19 protein-coding genes are annotated in these 20,320 nt (G+C 61.6%); 8 read left to right on the forward strand and 11 right to left on the reverse strand.

Features of this window, described 5'->3' with window-relative positions; all coding sequences use genetic code 11:
- Nucleotides 1–72 precede the first annotated feature (72 nt).
- On the reverse strand, nucleotides 73–1,752 hold the full coding sequence (locus LXM55_RS04055; protein WP_233318808.1) for a hypothetical protein: 1,680 nt from the start codon (nucleotides 1,750–1,752) through the stop codon (nucleotides 73–75).
- Between the two features lie 470 nt (nucleotides 1,753–2,222).
- Between LXM55_RS04055 and LXM55_RS04060 the strand changes: the two genes are divergently transcribed.
- Nucleotides 2,223–2,618 (forward strand): hypothetical protein, encoded by a 396-nt coding sequence (locus LXM55_RS04060; protein ID WP_233318810.1) that lies wholly within the window; start codon nucleotides 2,223–2,225, stop codon nucleotides 2,616–2,618.
- A gap of 66 nt (nucleotides 2,619–2,684) precedes the next feature.
- On the opposite strand, the gene LXM55_RS04065 is transcribed toward LXM55_RS04060, so the two are convergent.
- The 10 genes from LXM55_RS04065 to LXM55_RS04110 all read right to left on the reverse strand — a co-directional run bounded on the left by LXM55_RS04065 (nucleotide 2,685) and on the right by LXM55_RS04110 (nucleotide 12,899).
- Nucleotides 2,685–3,662, reverse strand: coding sequence for a LysR family transcriptional regulator (locus LXM55_RS04065; protein ID WP_233318812.1), 978 nt, complete (start codon nucleotides 3,660–3,662; stop codon nucleotides 2,685–2,687).
- 70 nt (nucleotides 3,663–3,732) lie between these two features.
- Nucleotides 3,733–4,686, reverse strand: a complete 954-nt coding sequence (locus tag LXM55_RS04070; protein WP_233318814.1) for a peptidylprolyl isomerase — start codon at nucleotides 4,684–4,686, stop codon at nucleotides 3,733–3,735.
- Nucleotides 4,683–5,165 (reverse strand): YbjN domain-containing protein, encoded by a 483-nt coding sequence (locus LXM55_RS04075; protein ID WP_233318816.1) that lies wholly within the window; start codon nucleotides 5,163–5,165, stop codon nucleotides 4,683–4,685. The genes LXM55_RS04070 and LXM55_RS04075 overlap by 4 nt, the downstream gene beginning before the upstream one ends.
- A gap of 20 nt (nucleotides 5,166–5,185) precedes the next feature.
- On the reverse strand, nucleotides 5,186–5,833 hold the full coding sequence (locus LXM55_RS04080; protein ID WP_233318818.1) for a DNA repair protein: 648 nt from the start codon (nucleotides 5,831–5,833) through the stop codon (nucleotides 5,186–5,188).
- Between the two features lie 17 nt (nucleotides 5,834–5,850).
- Nucleotides 5,851–7,554, reverse strand: a complete 1,704-nt coding sequence (locus LXM55_RS04085) for a putative porin (RefSeq protein WP_233318820.1) — start codon at nucleotides 7,552–7,554, stop codon at nucleotides 5,851–5,853.
- A 40-nt stretch (nucleotides 7,555–7,594) separates the two neighbouring features.
- Entirely contained in the window at nucleotides 7,595–8,308 is a 714-nt protein-coding gene (locus tag LXM55_RS04090; protein WP_233318821.1) for an energy transducer TonB family protein, read from the reverse strand.
- Between the two features lie 3 nt (nucleotides 8,309–8,311).
- On the reverse strand, nucleotides 8,312–8,737 hold the full coding sequence (locus LXM55_RS04095; RefSeq protein WP_011061113.1) for an ExbD/TolR family protein: 426 nt from the start codon (nucleotides 8,735–8,737) through the stop codon (nucleotides 8,312–8,314).
- 11 nt (nucleotides 8,738–8,748) lie between these two features.
- The gene (locus tag LXM55_RS04100; protein WP_233318823.1) at nucleotides 8,749–10,566 is read right to left on the reverse strand and encodes a DUF2341 domain-containing protein; all 1,818 of its coding nucleotides are present in this window, start codon (nucleotides 10,564–10,566) and stop codon (nucleotides 8,749–8,751) included.
- Nucleotides 10,567–10,587: 21 nt separating this feature from the next.
- Nucleotides 10,588–12,264 carry a ShlB/FhaC/HecB family hemolysin secretion/activation protein gene (locus LXM55_RS04105; RefSeq protein WP_442799726.1) on the reverse strand — a complete coding sequence of 559 codons (1,677 nt, stop codon included), beginning with the start codon at nucleotides 12,262–12,264 and terminating at the stop codon, nucleotides 10,588–10,590.
- Nucleotides 12,265–12,296: 32 nt separating this feature from the next.
- Complete coding sequence (locus LXM55_RS04110; protein ID WP_233319054.1) at nucleotides 12,297–12,899, reverse strand: transposase; 603 nt, start codon at nucleotides 12,897–12,899, stop codon at nucleotides 12,297–12,299.
- Between the two features lie 373 nt (nucleotides 12,900–13,272).
- Between LXM55_RS04110 and LXM55_RS04115 the strand changes: the two genes are divergently transcribed.
- The 7 genes from LXM55_RS04115 to LXM55_RS04145 all read left to right on the forward strand — a co-directional run bounded on the left by LXM55_RS04115 (nucleotide 13,273) and on the right by LXM55_RS04145 (nucleotide 20,001).
- On the forward strand, nucleotides 13,273–13,830 hold the full coding sequence (locus LXM55_RS04115) for a DUF3304 domain-containing protein (RefSeq protein WP_233318828.1): 558 nt from the start codon (nucleotides 13,273–13,275) through the stop codon (nucleotides 13,828–13,830).
- Nucleotides 13,831–13,934: 104 nt separating this feature from the next.
- Nucleotides 13,935–14,453: a DUF3304 domain-containing protein gene (locus LXM55_RS04120; RefSeq protein ID WP_233318830.1), complete on the forward strand. Its 519-nt coding sequence runs from the start codon at nucleotides 13,935–13,937 to the stop codon at nucleotides 14,451–14,453.
- 194 nt (nucleotides 14,454–14,647) lie between these two features.
- A complete protein-coding gene (locus LXM55_RS04125) occupies nucleotides 14,648–17,038 on the forward strand; it encodes a T6SS phospholipase effector Tle1-like catalytic domain-containing protein (RefSeq protein ID WP_233318831.1) in 2,391 nt (796 codons plus the stop codon).
- Nucleotides 17,035–17,238: a hypothetical protein gene (locus LXM55_RS04130; RefSeq protein ID WP_233318833.1), complete on the forward strand. Its 204-nt coding sequence runs from the start codon at nucleotides 17,035–17,037 to the stop codon at nucleotides 17,236–17,238. Before LXM55_RS04125 ends, LXM55_RS04130 begins: the two co-directional genes overlap by 4 nt.
- Before the next feature lie 278 nt (nucleotides 17,239–17,516).
- Nucleotides 17,517–17,780, forward strand: a complete 264-nt coding sequence (locus LXM55_RS04135) for a short-chain dehydrogenase (RefSeq protein ID WP_233318835.1) — start codon at nucleotides 17,517–17,519, stop codon at nucleotides 17,778–17,780.
- A 359-nt stretch (nucleotides 17,781–18,139) separates the two neighbouring features.
- Nucleotides 18,140–19,402, forward strand: coding sequence for a YiiX/YebB-like N1pC/P60 family cysteine hydrolase (locus LXM55_RS04140; RefSeq protein ID WP_233318837.1), 1,263 nt, complete (start codon nucleotides 18,140–18,142; stop codon nucleotides 19,400–19,402).
- Nucleotides 19,403–19,491: 89 nt separating this feature from the next.
- Complete coding sequence (locus tag LXM55_RS04145; RefSeq protein ID WP_233318839.1) at nucleotides 19,492–20,001, forward strand: hypothetical protein; 510 nt, start codon at nucleotides 19,492–19,494, stop codon at nucleotides 19,999–20,001.
- Nucleotides 20,002–20,320: the final 319 nt, after the last annotated feature.

The raw sequence follows: 20,320 nt of genomic DNA on the forward strand, positions 1-20,320 counted from the left end.
GAAGTGACCAGGGAGTGTAAGGGCATGAATACGACGCTGGCGAGACACTCAAGCACAGGGCCAGAACAGCGCTCAAACACCGTCGCCCAGCGACCTGTGCGATGGAGCGTGCTGTCGACGCAGATCCTCGGCATAGCGTGCAGGTGACAGCCATTGCAAAACCAGGCGTTGCAAGGCATCTGGCAATGCCAGGTAGCGAAACAACCCCGGGTTCAAGGTTTCTAGCGGGGCCAGATGCAATGCCGACAGATAGAAGCGCACATCACGCAGGCACTCGTAAGGACGCAGGCCGCCAATGCGCATGACCGACTTATCCTTGCCCGTTCCGAACGCTGCATTGATGCAACGCTTGAGGGTCGCTGCCTCGATCTCCCCCTCCGCACTGGCAGCGCTCAAGGCAGCTTGCAGAATCTCGCTCAAGCGTTGCAACGGATTGCACAGGTACTCAAGGGGGTGTTCACAGTGAGCGAGGATGTAGCGGTTGTATTGGTGGATCATGATGAGCGCCGCATCCGTGCCCATCGGGCTCAGGGTACGCGTACAGCGGCCGAATGGGGTTTCATAGGCAATCCGGTGACGGATGTCCCGCTGATTGACACAGTCATCGAGAATCGCCTCCAGCTTGTCCGTGGCATGGGGCTGGAACCCTGGGTCGTACTTGTATTTAAAGGCATAGACGAAGGCAAGGAGCTCCATCGCCAGCCACCCCAGGTGATGCTGGGCGTGATAGGTATCCAACAGCATCTTGAGCGCCTTGATCTGCTGTTGAGCCGCCACTGCAAGCAGTTGCTCACGCTGCTGCCCTTCGGTTTGTGCAGCCTCGACCAGGGGCCTGAGGGCCAACGCGGCCTTTGCGAGCGCCTCCTCACCGAGAAGCCGCTGAATCAGGGTCAAGGAAGAAGAAAAGATCGCGTTGAGCAGGAACAGCGACAACGGCATGTCCTGGAACAGTGCCAGCCAGTGCTCCCGGTCTGCCCCGTATCTCCTAACCAACACCTGGACACTGTTTTCGACCCGTTGCAGCCGGCGCCCGACATCAAGGTCACTCTTGATCTGCTCCAGCAAGACATAGGCATGGAACTGCCCGGCATTGTGCTCGATCAGGCTGCGAGTCGCCTCTGAGCGCCCTACTTGCCTGGCGTGTTGCGACAGAAAGTCACCGGGCTCCACATGCCTGATCCGGGCTTTGAAAAGGCTCACCAGGGTGCCGAACTGCAAGCTCGGCGAGCCTCCGCCAACCCTGGCATCACACCTGGCCTGCCGATAAAGGTTGCGGTGTACTTCATGCAACTCATCCGGCAGCACCGGTCTGGGCTCCGGCAACGACCAGCGACCCGCGGCATGCAGCACCTTGGCACCTTCGAGCAACTGCTCCAGGTGCTGGATGACGGCCTGGGCTTTCTTCAGCGGTCGACCCAATGCCAGCTCCAACGCCTTCAAGGGCGCATCGACCGAGGTTCTAGCGGGAAACGAATCATGACGAATCAGGCGCCCCAAGCATCGCAGGAACTGCAAGACAGCCGCCTGCGCCCTTTGCTGGGGAATTTTCAAGCCCTGCGTGACCTGTAGCAGGGACGCCTCCAGGCTCGCCAGAATGGCCTCCCGGGTCGCCACCGGGTCACCGAACAGCCGGTCCCCATAGCACTCGTGGCAACGTGCCAGATAGCGCAATGGGATCGAACCCTGCTCGTTCTCCAGCGCGTCCTCGAACATCTGCTCAAGCTGTGGCCACACGATCAGCCAGAAATACAAGTGCGCAGCACCTACGTCCTTGTCGGGAAACAGGGCCACAAACCCCAGGTGCTTGTGAATCTCCCGCACATTACCCAGCACCGGGGTCAGCAGCGGATCATCGGCCCCGCCCGTCATTCGCCGTGTCACTACGTCAAGCATTGCCGCCTCACGCTTCTGGCGCTGCTCCAGGCTCTGGCCCTGCCGTGGCAAGGGCTCCTTCGACCTTTTGAACACTGCACGTTCGTAAAACAGCTCGATGACTTCGTGAAACTTGGGAATCCTGTTAATCAAACCGCACCCACCCTCCGTTGTTCTGCGCCCATCCTGAGAGGTTCGTCGTGGCGCTACAAGATTTTCCCGTCATCCCCTCGTTGAATTGCGCAAACCGGGGCGTGGTCACCGATTAACGTGTCGGGCCTCCGAGGTCAGTCACAAACCGCCTCGGTGGACCCCATCCACTGAACAAGCCATGCACAAGGAACCACCCGATGTCCTACAAAGATGACAACGACGCATTTGAGCTGAAACAACGGCAAATCGACGCCATGGAACAAGCATTGCTTGTGGCCCGTGGCATGTCCCGGGCTGAAGCAGCCGAGATCGTGGCAGAGCGCAAGCGCCTGCAAGACGCCTACGCCGGGGACCCAGGCGTTAACCCGGCGCCAGGCGTATGGATCAACCCAGAGGGCGAGGACCTTGAGGGTGACGTGCCGGCAGACCGGCAGGAGGCCATCAAGGCCAACGCCATCGCCAAAGACCTGCTCGGCGACGAGTTCAGCACCGACACCCAGTGGAACATCGCCCACTTCCCCGACAGCAAGAGCAGCACCGCCGAAATACACGACTCCTGGGAGGATTTCATGATCCCTGACACCAAGGCATGAACCTGAGTGCCCGGTCCGGACAGCGCCAGGCGTTCGGACCGGGACACTCCCACGAAGCGGCTCGCCTCAAACAAACCAGTCCTGGCGCTCGCTGAAGGTGTTGAGAATCAGCTCCACCAGTTGCTGCACCTGTTCCTCCTGCTCCACCCGGGCATTCACCGCCAGCCAGGCGCGGCGCTGCATGCTGTCCTTGAACAGCCCCGGCAAGGCGGTCAGGCCGCGGTCGAAGTGGCTCATGTACTGCGGCAGCAGGCCAATGCAGGCGCTGCAGCGGATCATTTCCAGCATCAGTTCATAGGAATGCACCTGCACCACGCCGGCCAGGCGCTGTTCCACCAGGCTGTTCCAGGGCTGGAACGGCTCCACCTGACGGTCGTGCTGCCACTGCACCAGCATGTAGTCCGCCAGGTCAGCCAGGCTGTCGGGCCGTGCGGCGACCCGCGAGTAACGCTTGGCGATGTGCGGCAGGTAATCGATGCGCGCCAGGGGCATAGGTTCGCGAGTGGCGAAGCTGGGGCCCGGCAGCGGTGAGTCCTCGGCCGCCAGCCACAGCACCAGGTCGGCGCTCAGGGCCTGCAGGGACAGGTCGCTGTCGATGGAGATGATCTCCAGGCGCGCGCTGGCGTTGCGCCGCAGCAAGGCGATCAGGTCGCGCCCGAGGATGTCGTGGAGGATGGTTTGCGCCACGGCCAGGCGAATCAGCGGCTGTTCCACCACCGGCAGCCGGCGCTGGTGCGCCAGGGCCAGCAGCTGGCCCTGCAGTTGCAGGCCTTCGCGGCTCAGGCTCAGGACATTGCCCTGATAGCAGAACAACGAACGCCGCAGGTGCTCTTCCAGCAGCGCCAGTTGCTTGCGCAACAGGGTGGCCTTGATGTTCAGGCTGCGCGCCGCCTGCATGAAGCAGCCGCAACGGGCACTGACCAGAAAGTACTGGGCGACCTCCGGATCGATCCCGGCGGCCAGGGCCAGCCAGGCCTCGCGGGGTTCCTGAGGCGCGATGTACGGCGCAAAGCCCTGGAGTGGAGCAGGTTCGAGAAATGACATCGGTGACTCCCTGTCTTGTTGATTGTTGCTTCCTTGACTGGCCAGCCCGCGCCTACAGGGGCGACCCTGCCTAGAGCTTTTCCTCCAGGACCTGATTCAGCACCGCGCCATCGATGCTCAGGGTCGCGGTGTTGAGCATGCCTTCCAGGTAGGCCTTGGCGATCTGTTCCTGGCGCTGGGCACGCAGGGCCTGGGTCAGGCGCTCGCGCAACTCGTCCAGGGTCGCGGTGCGCGCCGGTTGCTGTTCGGTGAGCTTGAGCACATGGAAACCCGCCACGCTCTGCACCACCTCCGAAACGCCACCGACCTTGAGCCGGGCCACCGCGCTGCGCACTTCCGGCAGCAGTTGCTGCAAGGGTTGCAGCCCCGAATCACCACCGCGCTGGGCGCTGTCCCGGTCCTGGGAGTACTGCGCCGCCAGCGCGGCGAACTCTGCCGGCACGGCCTGGGCCTTGCGGCTCAGTTCCTGCGCCTGGCGCCGCACCGGCTCGACGGCCTGCGGGTCGGTGACGCTAAGGAAGATCTGGCTGACCCGGTACAGCGGCGGGGTCATCCAGGCCGCCTTGCCGCTGTCATAGGCCTGCTGCAATTCCGTCGCGCTGGGGTAGTCCGCCGGCACTTGGCTGACTGACTGCAAATAGTCGCGAAAGACGATCTGTTCGGTGGCCGCGCGGGTCTGCTGCTCCACCTCCGGGCGCTGGCGCCAGCCCTGGGCGTCGGCCTGTTCCAGAACGGCCTTTTCCGCCAGCCGCGAGCGAATCCAGGCTTCCAGCGCCGGGCGATTGCCCCGCAATTGCGCGCGGGCGTCCTCGGGCAGGCTGGCGAACAGCGTCTTCAGCTCCTCGGCCGCCACCTGCTGGTTGCCCAGGCGCGCCACCGCAGGGGTGTTCGCCGATTGCTGCAACACGGCCGGCGCCGGCTGCTGCGCCGCCACCGGGTCGTTGCCCGGGCGCAGGGCCAGCCCCAGCGCCAGGCCGAGCAAGGTCAGTGCCCCGGCACCGACCACCAGGGTCGGCTTCTTCACAGGCTGGCCGCCTCTTCCAGGGGCGGCTCCTCAGACAGCGGCTGTTCACCCCGGGCCTGCAACTGCGCCGCCTGCTGGCTGTATTCGCGCAGGTAGACGATGAACTCCTGCAGCAACCGGTCCCACAGCTCCAGCTGGCTGCGCAGGTGGTTCTCGCCGACCCCGGCCACCACCACGTCCATCTCCATCACCAGGAACTCGCCCTGCAGCGACAGCCGGGCAAAGCGCCGCGAGGCGTTCCACAGTTCCGCCAGCCCGGCCGGCAGCTCACCCTGCACCCGCAGGGCGCAGCTGTAGGTGAAGTCCACATAGTGCCCGGCCTCGCTGCCCGGGTTGCCGAAACGCACGGCATAGCCGATGCCCTGGCTGGCGCTGAGCAGTTGCACGATGCCGTTCTGCTCGGTCTGGTTGACCCGGTAGCCGGCGCCTTGCAGCAGGTCGGTGAGGCTTTCGGTGGTGACGCTGGTAATCAAAGTCATGGTCATCTCTTCCCTGGTGATCAGTGGGTGCTCGCCGCCCGTGGGGCGTCGAACTGGGTCTGGTAAAGCGCGTCGCCAAAACCCTGGGCCAGTTCTTCGAACTTGACCCGGGCCTTGCCGGCGAAGGGCTGGCGGATGTTCACCACCTCGGCCACGTCGATCTTTTCGTAAGCCGTCAGAATCTGTTTGGCGATGCCGTACATCTGCTGATTCTTGACCGCGCATTGCTGCACTTGTGTGTCACGCTCGCTCAATTGCGCCTGCAATTTCGCCCGCTCGGCCTCCTTGCCCCGGGCCAGCACCAGCAAGTCTTCGTAGGCTTTCTTGAACTTGCCCAACTGCTCGCTGCTGGCCGCCGCCTGGGCTTGCGCCTGGCTGTGCAGGTTCTGCTGCTGGCCGGCCAGTTGCTCGGCCACGCCGCGGGTCTTGGCCAGCTCGGCGCTCAGTTGCTTGACCTGTGCCTGGGCTTCCTTGGCCGCGTTCTCGGCGGCGATCCGCGCGGCCGCGGCCTGGGCCTGCTCGCTTTGCAGGGCCTGCAACTGCTGGGTGGTGCTGCGCAACTGGGTGCGCAGGCGTTCCTCCATGCCTTCGGCGCTGGCGCCGGCACTGGCCAGCACGCCCCAGGCCAGCAACAGGCTGACCGCCCCTGCCCTCACTCGGCTGTTCATAACCTTCCTCCCGATGCTTAGAAGCGCGTGTTGAGTTCAAGCTGCATGACGTCGACTTCGTAACGCGGCCCGTAGACTTCCGAGGCGCTCATGTAGCGGGCCGTGGCGTAGATGTTCTTGTCGATGCCGTAGTTGCCGCCGACGAAATAGCCCTTGGCGTTGGTGCCCCCCAGGTGGAACGAGGAATCGTTGAAGCCGTCGGGCAAGGCATCGGGCTGGATGTACTTGTAGCCAGCCAGCAGGTTCCAGTCGCCGGACTTCTTCATCTCCAGGGCGTTGCCCAGGGTGAACTGCACCAGCAGCGCGTTGCCGCCGCTTTCGAACTGGCCGTTGCGGTTGATGTTGTTGACGATCTCGCCTTCGCTGCGTTTGAGCATCTCGCCCTTGTCGTAGGCCAGGTTGCGGATGTAGTTGGTCTGGCTGCGCAGGCGCAGGTCGTCCGGCAGCTCGGTGTCCCAGGCTAGGTTCAGGTCGAGCACGTCGAACTTCGAGGCTAGGCCGACGAACTGCGGCTGCGGGGTCAGGCCCGGGGTGGCCGGGTTGGGGGTGATGTCGCGCAGCAGGAACACGCTGTTGCCCTTCTGCATGAAGGCCACGCGCGAGCCGTCGGTGTCGCAGCCCGGGGCCCCGGCCCAGGGCGCGCAGGGGCTGGAGCGCTGGCCTTCGATGTCGTCGAAGCGATAGTAGGCCAAGGCGCCCTTGAGGCTGTTGCTGCGGTTGATCTTCCAGTTGGCGCCGATCTGCCCGCCGAACAGCCACTTGGTGTCGCTCTCGTTCTTGTCGAAGCCGTTGCTGGTGGCGGTGTCGTTGGTGTACTCCACCGGGAACACGCCGAGGGTGCCGAACAGGCCCCAGTCGCTGCTGAGCTTGCGGTTGAACAGCGCCGCCACGCCGTCGAAGTTCAGGTCGTGGGAATACAGCATGTCGGTGGAATAGAACGGGTTGGCGAAACGCCCGCCGGTCAGGGTCAGGTCCTGGCTGGCCTTCCAGGTCAGGTAGCCCTGGTCGAGCCAGATGTCCTTCTTGCCGAAGCCGCCGCCCAGGGTCTGGGTGGTGGACACCGGGTTGTTGTCCGAGCCGGTGCCGATGCGGATGCCGGCGGTCCATTCCGGCGAGATCACCGCCTTCATCCCCAGGCGCGCGCGCAGGCGGAACAGGTTGTCGCGGTCTTCGCGGCTGTTGAGCAGCGGCGGCAGCTTGCTGTTGGTGTCCTTGTTGACGTCGTAGGGGCCGTTGTCGTTGAGCTTGGCGTAGTCGACGATCTCGTTGCTGTTGTTGTCGGCAAAGAACCGCGACTCCTCGCGCAGGCGGATGTCGCCGTCAAAGCTGATGCGCGACACCCAGTCCGGAAAGGTGTTGGGCTGGGCCCAGTTTTCCTGCTTGGCGGTGGCCATGACTTCGGCCTTGACCTGATCGCGGATCTGCTCGCGGACGATCGCCGGCACGTATTGCACCCGCACATCCCCCGGCGCCGCCGCGGGGCCGGGGGCCGCCACGGCGGTGGCGGCGCTGGCCTGACGGGCCTGCTGGGCCTCTTTTTCGGCCTGGGCAATCAGCGCCTCGGCCTTGGCCTGCGGCAGTACCCCCTGCTGCACCAACAGACGGATCAGGTTGATCGTGGCGTTCTCCGAAGGCGCGGCCGCGGCGGCCGAGGCCTGTCCGGCCAGGGTCAGGGCGACCATGCCGAGCGCCAGGGTCAATCGATTCACGGTGGAAATCATCTGCACACAACTCCTGTAGAAACTGCAAATAGGGGTTCGCTCATTCCGGTCGCCGGCCCTTGAGGGACAAGCGCACCGGCAAGGTCAGGGACGCCGGCATACGTTCTTTCAGGCGCGGCGTGGCCCGCAGCGCCGCCAGCACCTGCTGGTCGGTCTCGGGGTTGCCGCTGGAGCCGGCCAGTTCGGCGCGGGTCACTTGGCCGTCGGCGCCGAGCCACAGGTCCACCTGCAGCGCATAGGCCTTCTTGCGCAGCTCCGGGTCCTCGCGCAGCACCCGTTGAAAGGTCGCCGCCAGGTACTGCTTGTAGGTGCCGGTGCCCAGCCCGCCGCCACCGGCGCCGGCCATGCCGCCGCCCTTGCCGGCACCGACGTTGAAGCCGTCGTTGCCAGCCTGGGCGTCGCCATCGATCTGCATCGGGTTGGCCAGGTCGTCCGCCGGCGAGGGCGGTGCCTCTTCCTCCGGCTTGACCTCATCGGGGGTCGGCGTGGGCTCGGGCTCCGGCACCTTCTCTTGCACCGGCTCCGGCTCCTTGGGCTTCTCCGGCGGTGGAGGCGTTTCCGGAGGCGGCGGCAGCGGGATGATGGTCGGCACCTTCGGCGCTTCCCGGCGCACCCCGGCCATGTCATTGGCCCACTGCCACAGCAGCCAGGCGGCCACGGCCCCCAGCAGCAGCCCGGCGCCCCACTTCAGCAGGCGCATGGCGCGCGGCTTGTGCTGCACCGGCGGCAGCTCGATCGGTTGTTGTGCGGTCATGGCTCAGCCCTGGCTCGGTTTGCCGGTGACCAGGCCGACCTGGGACAACTCCAGGCGGCGCAGCAGGTCGAGGACTTCGATGACCTTCTGGTACTGCACCGTGGCATCGCCACGGACGATGATCGGGAAGTCCGGGTTCTGCGCCTTCTCGATACGCAGGCGCTCTTCCAGCTCGCCCAGGGTCACCGGGTAGGCGTCGAGGAACACCTGACCGCCGTCGTTCACCGAGATGGCCTTGGTCTTGGCCTCGGACAGCGACACCGAGGCGCTGGCCTTGGGCAGGTGGATCTGGATGCCCGATACCTGGGCGGTGGCGGTGAGGATGAACATCACCAGCACCACCATCAGCACGTCCACCAGGGGCGTGATGTTGATGCTGTCGACAGCGGCGTCGTCTTCGTCGTCATGGGAGGCGTTCACGGAAGCCATGGCAGTTCTCCTCAGGCCGGAACCGACGCGTTGCTGTGACTGACCCGCCAGTGGGCGTTCTCGCTGTGCTGGCTCTCGCCATGCAGCTCCGCCAGCCGGGTGATGAACTCGTCGACGAACACCCGCATGTCGGCGCCGACTTCCTTGTTGCGGGTGATCAAGCGGTTGTAGCCAAACAGCGCCGGGATCGCGACGAACAGGCCCATGGCGGTGGCCAGCAAGGCCGCGGCCATGCCCGGGGCGATGGCATTGATGTTCACGTCACCGGCCATGGCGGTGCCGAGGAACACCACCATGATCCCCAGCACCGTGCCCAACAGGCCGATGTAGGGGCCGCCGGCAATGGCGTTGGACAGGGTCGAGAGCTTGGCGCTGAGCTGCTGGTTTTCCCGGGTGCGCACCCCGTCCATCGAGCAGCGGATGGCTTCGATGGTGGCCGCCGACACCGAGGAGGTATCGGCGCCCTGCTCGCGGCGGGTGCGGATCTCTTTCACCGCCACCAGGTACAGGCGCCACAGCGAGGAATGCTCCAGGCGGCTGGCCAGGACCTGATCGTCGGCGAACATCTCCAGGCGGGTGCCGACCTTGGTGAACTGCTCGCGAAACAGCGCATTGGCGGCGCTGACCCGGCCGACCATGCGGTTCTTGCGCAGCATGATCACCCAGGACTGGATCATCATCCCCACCAGCACCAGGATGATCACCCAGGCATCCACCGGCACCGCCTTGAGCAGGAAGCCCAGGCTGCCGAAACCAAAACCCGACTGTTCTTCATCAACGCCGTAGGCCACCAGCTTCGACTCCGCGCCCTGGGCGCTGGCATCGGCCAGGATCAACGCCGCCGGACGCGCCACCTTGGACAGGCGCAGCTCGTCCAGGGCCCCGGTGAACGGCAGGAAATGGCTGGCTTCGGCGCCGGCGGCGGGCGGCAGGTCGGCACCGATCGCCAGCACCGAATTGAAGGTCGGAATGGCCTGGGCCAGGCTCGCGGTTTCGCGGCCATTGACGTACAGCGCCAAGCGGCTGCCCTCGCCGCTCAGGGCCAGGTGCTGCCACTGCCCCGGGTTCAGCGGCTGGGTGGAGGCGGCGCGCTGGCCGTCCACTTCAACGAAGGGCATGCCCTGGTTGATGCCGACCAGCAGGCTGCCGGCGCCTTCGCGACGGGCCAGCAGCAGTTGCTCACCGCTGGCCTGATCCAGGCGCACCCAGGCGCTGAAGGTGAAGGCGCCGCCGGCGTTGTGCTGCAGCGACGGGCTGGCCGGCAGCAGCAGCGGCTGGCCGCTGAACTGCAAGGCGCGGCCGATGACCCCGTCAATGCTGGCGCCGGTGGCGTTCTGCGCGGTGTTGCCATAGGCGGTGGTGTCTTTGGTCGGGGTACCGTTGCTGCCGTCGAAGTGGTAGATGGCGGTGTAGCTGGGGTCGAAGGTCAACTGGCCGTTGGCGGTGCTCGGCGCCTTCTGGTTGCCGTAGTACATCCAGATGTCCTGGCGCTGGCCGCCTTCGACCTTGGGCACATCGACCCAGATCAGCGCCATGCCCATCAGCGGGTCGAAGCTTTCGATCTGGTGGTTGAGCACGGTCTTGTCATCGGCGGTGACAAAGCGCAGGTCGGCGCCGTCTTCCTTGACCCCGTCGAAGGTGAAGTTGCCGGTGTGCAGGCGCACCAGCAGCGCGGTGCGGCCCAGGGCCTCGTTGATGGCCGCGCCCTGCGGGGTGGTGTCCACCGAAATCTGCTTGCGGTAATGCCAGTCGTCCTGCCACCAGGCATGGGCCGTGGCCGGGAGCACGAAGCCCAGGCAGATCAACAGGCTCAGGAATAAGCGTTGCATGGGAAGGGTCTCCGTAAAAAGTCAGAACGTCGCTTGCACGCTGAAGTGCAGGCGTGGGTCGTATTTCTGGGTGTTGGGGCCGTCCTTGAGCGGGTAGCCCCAATCGAGGCTGCCGGACAGCCACTTGCTCAAACTGGCGCGGGTGCCGAGGCCAACACTGGCCAGGCTGTATTGGTCTTCCTGCTCCACCATGGGCTCGTGCAGGCGCAAGTGCGCGCCCTCGGCAAAGGCGTAGAAACGCCACTCCTGCACATAGCTGCCGAGGAACTTGGCCAGGGACGGCGTGCGCAGCTCCTGGGAAAGCAGATAGCCCTCGTCCCCGGTACGCTCGGCGGCCAGGTAGCCGCGCACCGAGGTGGCGCCGCCGGCGGAATACTGCTCGTTGGACACCAGGGGCCCGGAGGCCAGCTGGAAGGCGGTCTTGGACGCCGACTGCCAGTCGTTAGCAAAGGTGTAGGTGAAATTCAGGTCGCCCTTGAGCACCGAGAAACTGGCACTGGCCTCGTCGCGCTTGTAGTGGAACTCCTCGGCGTCGCTGCCGTAGCCGAAGAAGCGCCGGGTGCCGACGATCAGGTTCAGGCCCAGACCCAGCTGGGATTTTTCGCTGTAGCGGTAGCCGTTGTAGCCGAAGGTCACGGGGGCGTACTTCAGCGGAATCTGGTCGCTGCTGCGGCCAAAGCGCATCTCTTCGTCGAAGTCCTTGAAATCCACACCCACCGACAGCGAGTTGGCCCAGTTGCCGGCCGCAGGCAAGGTGTAGATCGCCGACACCCCGTAGGAATGGCCCTTGCCCAGCACGTTGCTGCCGCCGATGGTGGCGATGTTGCTGTCGGACTGGTAGCCGGAGAACTGCAGGGCCCAGCGCTCGCTCAGCGGCGCGGTGTAGGAACCGGACCAGACCTTGGCGTTGTCGGTGTCTTGGGGCGCGGTGAAATAAGTCAGGGAAATGCTGTGGCCCAACTGCCAGAGGTTGTCGTAGCCGACGTTGACCACCGTGCGCAGCTTCTCGGTGTCGGCGCTGTAGTCGTTGTTCAGGCCGACGCTGGCGTGCCAGGGGTTCTGGTCTTCCACTTGCAGGTCCACGTCCATGGTCCCCGGGCGCTGGCCCTCGCGCACCAGCGGCATGACCTGGCGCCCGGCGCCGCGGTTGAGCCCGGCCAGCTGGCTTTGCACCGTGGCAAAGTCCGGCACCTGGCCTTCCTTGAGCGCCGGCACCTGGTCGCGGATCTCCACCGGCGAGTAATGCTTGGCGCCCACCACCCGCACCCGGCCGACCTTGGTTTCACTGACCTGCAGGTAGACGATGCCGTCCTCGACCTTCTGCTCCGGCAGCTCGACGAACACCGACTGGTAGCCGCGCTCCTGATAGACCTTCTGCAGCGCATCGCGGGCGCCTTCGATGTCGGTCAGGGCTTTCTGCGGCCCGAGGAACGGGTACACCGCCTCCTCGATGGCCCGCGCATCGAGCACGGTATTGCCGCGCACGAAGTACTCATTGACGTCCACCAACCGCGCCGCGGCCGTGGCTTCGACCGGTGCCGGCTCGCCCTCCTCGGCCTGCACCCCCGGCGCCAGCGCCAGCACCGCCAACCAACCGCACAACGGCCACCAGCGCCCGCCACTGCCGGGTCGCCCTGATTTGCCCAGATGCTCCACACCGCCCCCTAGAAATCTGAAAATTGGCGCGCGCACGCGCATTGCCGTCGCCGTCTGCACAGCGTTTGGCCGCTTCAATTGCTGCTGATCGAGGTGTTTTCGTGGCGAGCCAGCCAGGTGTGCAGCAGCGCGAAGTTCAGCGAGAACTCGGGCATTTGCAGCAAGGCACCGCAGAACACTTCACCGATGATTTTCTGGATCAGGCGCACCGCCCGCGGATCGTTCAACAGCGTGCCGATGTCGCGACTGAGAACCCCGAAGTTCCAGACCTTCTGGTTCAGGTCGAGGCCGACGAACCAGCGGAACAGCAGGTTGTAGCTGAGCTGCTCATAGAGCTGCTGCTCGCTGGGCACCGAATACAGCAACTGCAACAGCAGGATGTGCATCACCGTGCGCGGCGCGATCAGCATCCCCGGCTCGGCGTTGAGGCCCTGGAGCAGGTCGCGGTGCTGATCGAGCAACTCATCGATCTGCGGACGCAGCAGCACCAGCGAATGGCCGGGCGGGATATAGCTCGACACCTCCTTCAAGGCACCCTGCCAGTCATCCTGGGACACGATCCAGACCCACGGCGCCCCGTAGCGATAGACCGACACCGGCTTCTTGCGCGCGGCCTCGACAATCTTCGACAGCCGTTGATCCAGCTCCTGCATGCCCACTTTCGAGTAGCGTTCCATAGTCCCCATAGCCTCACTCCCGGCGTCCCGCCTCGGCTTAAAAAAGTGGCCTGGCGGCCCCCTCAAGCGCGTTACATACCCAAGACGCGCGTGGCCATGTGCTACCGAACTTTTGTCATAAAAGCTTCATTCACAAAGGCCAGTGGACGGTGAAACAACGACCTCAGAGAGGAGAGCGTGCGCACAGCCCATTACCGGATGGGCAGGCCTGGGCTGCTTCGCGAAATATTTGGTAGTGAATTAATTCTCGCCAGCCCCAGCCTGCGTTACAGCCCGGTGCGCAAGCCCTTGCGCAGTGCATTCAGGCTATAAGGCCGGCACTTTTCAGCGTGGCGGACGGCCACGCCAAAACACTGTTACGACAGGAGGAACCATGGATGTTCAACGCCTCGCGCAGGGCAAGGCACAACGCAGGATTGGCCTGCTGGCCCGGGTACTGGTCAGCGCCCTCGCCCTGCAAGGCTGCGCAGGACAAACAGCCGACATAATTGGATTGCCCATCGAGGGTTTCAGCCACACCTCGGCAGCCATCAACCGCTTTTCGGTCAATGGCAATGGCGGCCCGAATATCAGTCCCTATGGGGGTGGGGGAAGTCAAATGTGCTGTGCCGCACTTCCGGTGAAGTGGTATCCAGGCTTGACCGTAGTCGTTGAGTGGGAAAAAGACTCTGACCCTCATGCCTCTGCAAATTGGCCACCACTAGGGACTGATGGCTATAGGGCTGCCTACAAGATTCACGCAGCCAAGTACACCCGTCATCGCGCGGTGGTGGCTGTTGCACCGTATGACCGACCGGGCGCGGTCAACGTACATTTCTTACCTTGCAATCAAGTCAAGGTTTCAGCGGGGCTTATGTTGCCTGGCACTCCCACCTATCCCTATCGCTTTCCTCAAAAAATGCAGGAGCCCAAGACATGTCCGCCGCCCTGATTGTGCTTACCACCCGATCGGCCGCTAGCGAAAAAGTAGCTGACGACGACAGGTAAGGATTCAACCTCCGCTTCCCCGGAAGCTCGTTCACGATAAGGCTGCCCATGACTCGTTTTTTGCTCTTTGTGTTGATCAGTTGCATCACTCTGCCAGGCTGCGCAGGACAAACATCCGACATGATTGGCTTGCCCATCGAGGGCTTCAGCCACACCTCGGCGGCCATCAACCGCTTTTCGGTCAATGGCAATGGAGGCCCGAATATCAGCCCTTATGGGGGTGGAGGGAAACAGAATTGTTGCGCCCCACTTCCAGTCAAGTGGTATCCGGGGTTGACCGTGGTCGTTGAGTGGGAAAAAGACTCTGACCCTCATGCCTCTGCAAATTGGCCACCACTAGGGACTGATGGCTACAGGGCGGCCTACAAGATTCATGGAGCCAAGTACACCCGTCATCACGCGGTGGTTGCTGTTGCGCCGTATGAACGACCCGGAGCTATCGACGTTCATTTTCTGCCCTGCAATCAAGTCGCGGTATCCGCCGTGGCGGAGTTGCCGGGCCAACCTGGATATCCCTTCAACTTCCCTCAAAAAATGGAGGAACCCAAGACATGTCCGAAGCCCTAACTCCACCTCACTCCCGGCCAGCACCACAATGGCTCACCCCTACACCCGAATTCAGAGACGGTGGACTGCTACCTGAGACACCCAAGCAAGTGGCACACAACTACCGAGAACAACGCAGTGCTTTTGCCCCCTTTGAGCTCGCGGCGCAACGCACGGCCAAAGCCTTAGGGAATGTTTACAGTGGCCCGCCCTGCATGAAAATTCTAACCATCACTCTATGTTTCGACGGCACCAATAACCATGAGCCCAGCGATAGCATCGCCCGACCTTCTACCACCACCAATGTAGCCCGCCTATACCATGCCAGCCTGGGAGGAAGCGGTACCGAAAGAGAACAGAGCGAAGGCTTTTATCGTTACTACATGCAAGGTGTCGGCACCGAGTTCAAGGAAATAGGTGAGTTCAAGCCCGATGCTGACGGTCTGAAAATGTCGGTGGGCGGTGAAAAGCGGATTAACTGGGGCCTGACACGCCTGATCGATGCACTCAGAAGGGCGTGTGGCAACGAGTACCTTGACCCCAAAGACGCCTACAAACTCGTCGAAAAAATGGGCACCAGCCTCACCGAAGATCTACTCGGCGCATCCCTGTTCAAAGACAGCCACACCCGCCGTCAGGAAGCGCTAAAAGAGCCACTGGCAACCCTGAAAAGCGAAATCGATGCCGCCCACGCCGCCAAGTCCATTGCCAGGATCAAGGCGGTGCGCCTGTTCATATACGGTTTCTCCCGCGGCGCCGCCGAAGCCCGGGCCTTCGCCACCTGGCTCGAAGCCTTGACCAGGGTCGAGGTGAACGGTGAAATCTGCTACCTTTTCGCTGGGCTGCCCATCAAGATCGTGTTCATGGGCCTGTTCGATACCGTGGCCTCGGTGGGCATTCCCTACCTAGTGCCCTTCGCTGCCGGGCACATGGGCTGGGCCGATGGCTCGCTGCGCCTGCCGGACTCCGAAGCCTTTCTCGAACACTGTGTGCACCTGGTCGCCGCCCACGAACAACGGGGCTGCTTCCCCCTGGATTCGATCCGGCGCAAAGCCAACCCGGACGACCCCGACTGCCCTTCCACCTATCGCAATGGCACCGCTGAATACCTCTACCCCGGCATGCACTCCGATGTCGGCGGTGGTTACCCGCCAGGCGACCAAGGCAAAGCAGCGTCCGGAAGCCATGAGGTGCTATCGCAGATTGCCTTGCACCATATGTACGCCGAAGCATTCAAGGTTGGTGCGCCGTTGCAGGTACCGTCCCGGGCACTCGGTGTCTGGAAGAAGGAGTGGCCCTGGTTGGAAATGGATGTTGAAACAGAAAACGAATTCGACATCGGCCCCACCCTGATCAAGCGCTTCAACACCTGGCTCAAATCCGTCGAAAATGGCCCCCTGGAAGACGTCATGGAACGCCAGGCCGGCCTGATCACCGGCTGGCGCATCAACCGCTATGCCAACTACCGCCTCAGACACACTCCCTCCTATGGCGAAGTGATGAAGAGCGGCCACCCCCGCGGTAGCGACATGACCGCCAGGGAAATCGAATCCTTCGAGGCCCTGCACCGGATGCAGCTCGAAGAAGACGCCGCCTCCCGGGCCAACCAACCGCTGCCCGAATGGTCGGAGCGCCAGCAGCAAACCCGGCAAGAACATGAACGGGTGAAACAGGCGTACGAATGCCGCACCGGAGCCGCCGCACCGGTCGAGCTCAACACCAGCAAAGTGTTCGAACCGAGCCTGGACCATCGGCAATTGGAAAACGCCATGACCGACTTTCGCCGCGACTACATCCCCGAATGGGGCTTGAGCGAAGGCGATGGCTTCAGCCTCGGCAGCCTGCCCAATATTCTCCTGGGCGGCATCGTCTACATGACCAACGACCAGGACGAAGCCGAGGACTACGCCAAGCTGCGCCGCGCCGGCAACCATTACTACGCAATATTGTTCGACTCAAATGACCAGCCTCAGGACGAACAGGCCAAGGCCATCATCTGCCTGTTCGACGAGCACGTGCACGACTCCCGTGCCTGGTTCATGAACTCCAACCTCAACGAACGCGAACTCTTCAGCGACTACTTCCGTTACCGCTGCGTCTTTTTCGACAACGAATCGAACAAGCAACTTTCCCTGCTGGCGACCACCACCCGAGTTATCGGCGTCGCAGTGGCCGTGGGCAGCATTGGCCTGAGCATCAAACGCCGCGATCCACGCTTGCTGGTAGGGCTGATTATTCCGTCCCTGGGCATCCCGGTCCTTCGCGGCAAAGCCGGCTTACCAGAGATCAGCGCCTTCGACAGCGTTACCGGCCTCGCCCTGCCGATGCTTGAAGGCATGGAAGCCCTGCGTGTCTTCACTCAAGAGCCTGGCAGCGTACTGAAACAAGCACAGGCACTGCCAATGCCTGCGATGCTTAACGAACAGACCGCCACCACCGACGACTTGAAAACCATCCTCAAAGCCACCCAAGCCCTGGCAGCACAAGCCAACGCACCAAACGCTGCGCCAGAAGACCTCTTGAATCCACTTGTTGCAACACAAGAAGCAACAGCCCCGGGCTGGCTGGACCAAGCAAAGAGCGCAGCCAGGCGCCTCAATACATGACCAAAATTATTCTGGCTTTTGCTTCTGCTGTTGATTTGGCTTTTGATCTGGCAGGCCGAGTGCGGGTGTTCATCAGGGGATTGGCGCGCAGCGGCCCTTACCGCAGCAACGGATATATCCCCCAGCGTCGAGAAAAACTGGTCGGCTCTCAGGCCGCCAAGTCCACCCCGCAATCCTACAAAACTTACAGACGCGTCTGACTTGTTCCCCCAAGACCCAACGTCCATAGTCCCCATTCGCCCCAATGGCGACCGGGTTTGGCGACCTGGAAATCAACCAACAGGCAGTCACGCTTGCAGCGCTAGCCGTCGAACATTTATGGTCACGGCTGCTTTTCTATGGTGGCTGTACGCGGGAGACCTTCAAGGTCTGCCGGTTTTCTGTTGGTTAATCCGGTTCGCCAACCTGCGTACAGCTGCCACCCTTTCGTTTGGCGACGATCTGAGCAGCTCCCTTAACCAACAGCGGAGTGATCCTCATGAACCAACGATTTATTCCCATCACTGGCATCGACTGCCTGATTTCCTGCCTCTTTATCGACAAGAACGCCCCCCTCGACGTTTTGCATGCCAACGGCGCCGCACGTTTACTGGCAGTAACTCAACTGCTGGAAAGCCTCTCCCGTGCAGAACTGAAGAATGCCGACGATACCGATCTGCAACATATCTCCAACGTAGCGGCCATTCTGCTGCGTGACAGTTGCGATCTGTTGGGAGTGATGGGCTGGCGCCTTCAAGCCTGACGCCTGGGCGCTCCGCGCTGCTTGGTAGCGCGGAGCGTTTCAAATGGGGTCTTGGATTTTTTTAGGGGGGAAAAGTCTTTTAAAAGTGGCTGCAATCGGCCAGAGACTGTCATTTAATGCTCTACAAATCAGGGGCGACTCACCTTGAGTATGATCACGCCGTCATTCTTGATGCCGAATCGCTTGATGCGAAGGAATTGTACGTCGCGATGACCCGAGGAGCGAAATCTCTCACCATCATCGGGACAGCCCGGCATCTACCTGCTTGAATGCCTATTCAGTTTTGAACATTTCGGATCGGTCACTAATATCAATCGTTCAATACCTGCACAGGAGCAATATTCAAAATGGAAGGCGAGATGAATGAATTGGGACTGAGGCCTCGGGTGTTCGTCTCCGACCTAATCCAGCTCGGCGATATTGTACTTACAACCACGCCCGACCCCATGAGCAAAAAGATCCGTAAGACCATCGGCGCGGACATCTCTCACGCTATGATTTGTGTGGGGAAGTCGAGTGTGATCGATTCTACTGGTGACGGTGTTCATGCGCGCAATCTCGAGCGGCTGATGCTTGAGCCAGGCTGCGCTGGGCACGTTCTTCGGCCCGTTGTGCCCTTGACTACTGACCAACTGCACTCTGTTATCACCTTCGCCAGAGCTGCGGTTGGTACTCGATACACCAAGATCGGTGCCGCCAAGAGCGTGTTGGCTGGTTTTGTGGCCGGTCGGAGGCAGTTCTGCTCGCGATTGGTCGCACAGGCTTATCAAAGGGCCGGAGCAAACCTAGTGCCTGATGCTGACTTTTGCCATCCAGGGGAGTTACTGAATAGCGCCGCGCTTTTTGAGGTTCCTAATGTGCTTAGAGATCTCAATGCGGAAGAAGAGGCTCGCTGGCGTGAAGATATTGACCACGTTCAGGCAATGCGGGATTCAACCAATGCCTTGCTTCGGGAAGCCCGAAAGCTGTCCTCTGAGATTGAATCACTCAACGACATTGATGCATACCTAATAGACCATCAGGAGGCAGATGATCACCTAGTGCAAGCTCTGAGAACTTCAAGGTATCTGGAACTGTGGAAGGATGAGTTTGAAAGGAATGCTTGGCAGTATCACGCCGCCCTCATGGAGGGATCCGGAAGCTCGGCGGAGCACAAGCAGAGATACTGTGAAGAGCTGCTGGCAAGCGAGAAGTTGGGGCAAAACCGCTTTGTCCTGAACCATGCGGGCTACGTGACCGTGAACGCATTGCATCCACGCCAATATTTCGCTCTGAAGATAGAGCTGTACGAGCTTCTGACACAGCAACATGCTCGTCGCATTAGGGCGGCAACTACTTGGCTTGAGCGTAAGGGGCTGCTTGAGCCGGAGCCTCGCACGCTGCTTCGTCCGCACACGCCGGAATGGTTCGCTTCGCTGCGCGAGTGGAACCCAAAGCAGGCTGCGATGACGGAAGCGGCTATCCGGGAAGCCGGAAGTTTGGATGTGTGCACTGTCTGTGCAGACGAACCAGTCTGCGATTATGTCCTCTTGAGTCTTCCACCGGCTGGACCTGGGACGTGTCGACTTTGCGATGACTGCTTTCATATCCGCTCCATTAACGAACCAATGAGGACTTTCTAGCCGTGGGGTAGTTTCATGTCAGCACGTGGGTCACGTTTTCAATCAGCGCCAACAGAAGAAGATACTCAAACAAGCTCAAGAGCGGGAATATGGAAATATTTAGCGTGATCGCCGGTACTTTTGGTCGAATTTTCGGAAAAATAGCTACACCTTACATAAAGAGCATTTGGTACCGGATCAGAGGTGAAAAATTTTGTAAGCGAGGTAAGCCTAAATACGAAGGTGTTATATCCTCCATTGCGGACTACAAAAAGTTATCAAATTTCATAGCTGGCAACGATGAAGGCATCGTGTTTCTTGACCTCACGATGGATGACAACAGCTTTCGAGGCGACACTGAAAGTACGGCCCCTTACTTTGTAGCTTTTGAAGATTGCTTTGAAGAACTTGAGAAAGGAGAAAAACCTTCAATTTTCAAATGTACCGGAACACAGTTTAACGTCCACATATCCCACGTAGAAGGAAGCTGTTTTTTTTACTCGCAGCGAGGGTTTATAAGGCTGAGGGGTTACTTCGTGATAACAGGCTATTCCGGCCCCTATCAAGGCCTAATGGATTGCAACCTTAGAGGCGTAAGACACGAAGACGTAAAATTATAGTTCTAGTAAGCGGTCAATACCAACTATCAGCTGTCGCCGGTAGAGTTTGAAAAGCGTTACGCGATGAGCTTGCAGGGTGTCTAAAAAACCCGGGGCGATTCACTTTGCCGTTATTTTTGAAGGCAATAGCTTCGCACCCTGAACATGTAGCAAAGGGCTATCTAGCACATCCGTCCTATGCCTTTGACGAAAACAGCGGTTGCAAGCCCCCATGGAGCAAGCCAGCAGAACCCTCGCTGCGCCGCCAGGTGGGCCATGGCGTTGGCCCTGATGGCCGAGGAACGTCCGCAAGTGACCGATAGCTGTCCTCAACCAAAGT

The organism is Pseudomonas sp. Au-Pse12 (assembly GCF_021341665.1).
Classification (GTDB): domain Bacteria; phylum Pseudomonadota; class Gammaproteobacteria; order Pseudomonadales; family Pseudomonadaceae; genus Aquipseudomonas.